General features: G+C 59.4%; 2 protein-coding genes. Both read right to left on the minus strand.

What is annotated here, in order from left to right; all coding sequences use genetic code 11:
- On the minus strand, window positions 1–557 hold a 557-nt coding region (locus AC5Y4T_RS26095; protein ID WP_499956138.1), incomplete at its 3' end, for a hypothetical protein.
- Window positions 558–563: 6 nt separating this feature from the next.
- Window positions 564–755, minus strand: a complete 192-nt coding sequence (locus AC5Y4T_RS26100; protein WP_142305312.1) for a hypothetical protein — start codon at window positions 753–755, stop codon at window positions 564–566.
- Window positions 756–1244: the final 489 nt, after the last annotated feature.

Consider the following 1244-nt stretch of genomic DNA (forward strand, 5'->3'; position numbering starts at 1 on the left):
ATCCCCATGTGCCCAGACCATTCATCAACGAAATCCACACACACGTTACAGGCCCATTCTGCGGCGTCCGCGTTCAAAATCACGCTTGGAAATCCGGCACCGGCTACGAGTTGCTTGCTTTTTGGCACTTGCTGAAACCGGGACCGAAGTTCGCCGTGGGTGACGCTCTGCCATTCAGGCGTGTAGTGCAGCAACGCATTCCGCAGGTCGAACACAATCTGGACGCGTTGGCAGGTCTGATGCCCCTTCGGCATCGCTTGGGATTTTCCAATCGCCGTGAGTGCGTGTTGGTACTTATCGAGCGGAGGATTACGTTCGATTGATACCGGCGGCCGGACGGGCTTGTGGCCCCGCAGTTTCGCCCATACATGCTGCAACCGGCCAGGTTTCGGACCTTGCGCTGTTGGAGGATTCCAAAGGTCTTTCATCTTCTCGACGGCATCGGGCGGAATTCCCGCTATGTTCGGCGTTGTTACCCGTGGCGCGTTGGTAGCGGCACGGAATATCTCATTAATCAACGATTCGACGAAGCCTGCTGCCGACGCAACGGCAACCATAGCGAGTCAGCGAAGTTCGTAGTCGATGTTGTGGTTGCCTTGGGCAATTACGTCGTTCTCCCGCGTCTTGCACAGCGCGGCCATATGCCGAGCGTTCCACAAGTGCTGAAGGGCAAGAGCCGGCCAAACATCCGCCTCGGCCGTAAGGCCTGCCGTAATGCCGCGGCCTGCCTGCGCCCGGTTGGCTCCTTGAGTCACGATTTGACCTTAATGGTCAGCCGTACGGAGCGGGGCAGACGGTGTCGTCCGGTGGGCTGGCGATGCCCGGCGCGAGGCGACCCGGTTGGGTGGGTGGTGCTGGTGCTGGCGTGAGTCGCCGGTCTCCGCCTCGTTGACGAGGAGTGACGGCGCTGACGGTGTCGCCGTTTGACTGGTGACCGGACCCCCGTGAAGTGGTCATGGAATTACTTCGCAACATTCTGCTGCTGCAGGTCAGCCAACTGTCCCGCTGGGCGCCGCCGCGCACGCCGGCATCGCCAACTTGGCGACCGCCAAATTCTCCTGCTCCGTGCGTTATCGGCACGCAGAGCGATGACTACTACGAGGAGAGTTGTTTGTCCGTAACCATTTTCGGACTTATTCGAATCAAACTGTCCAGATCAAGGTGACACTTCCGTACAGTTTGACCGACGTACTCGTGCAGCAACCGGAGTCGCGTGTCGGGGTCGCGTGCTATTAGTGAGCCGT

Source organism: Mycobacterium sp. NGS11 (assembly GCF_059813315.1).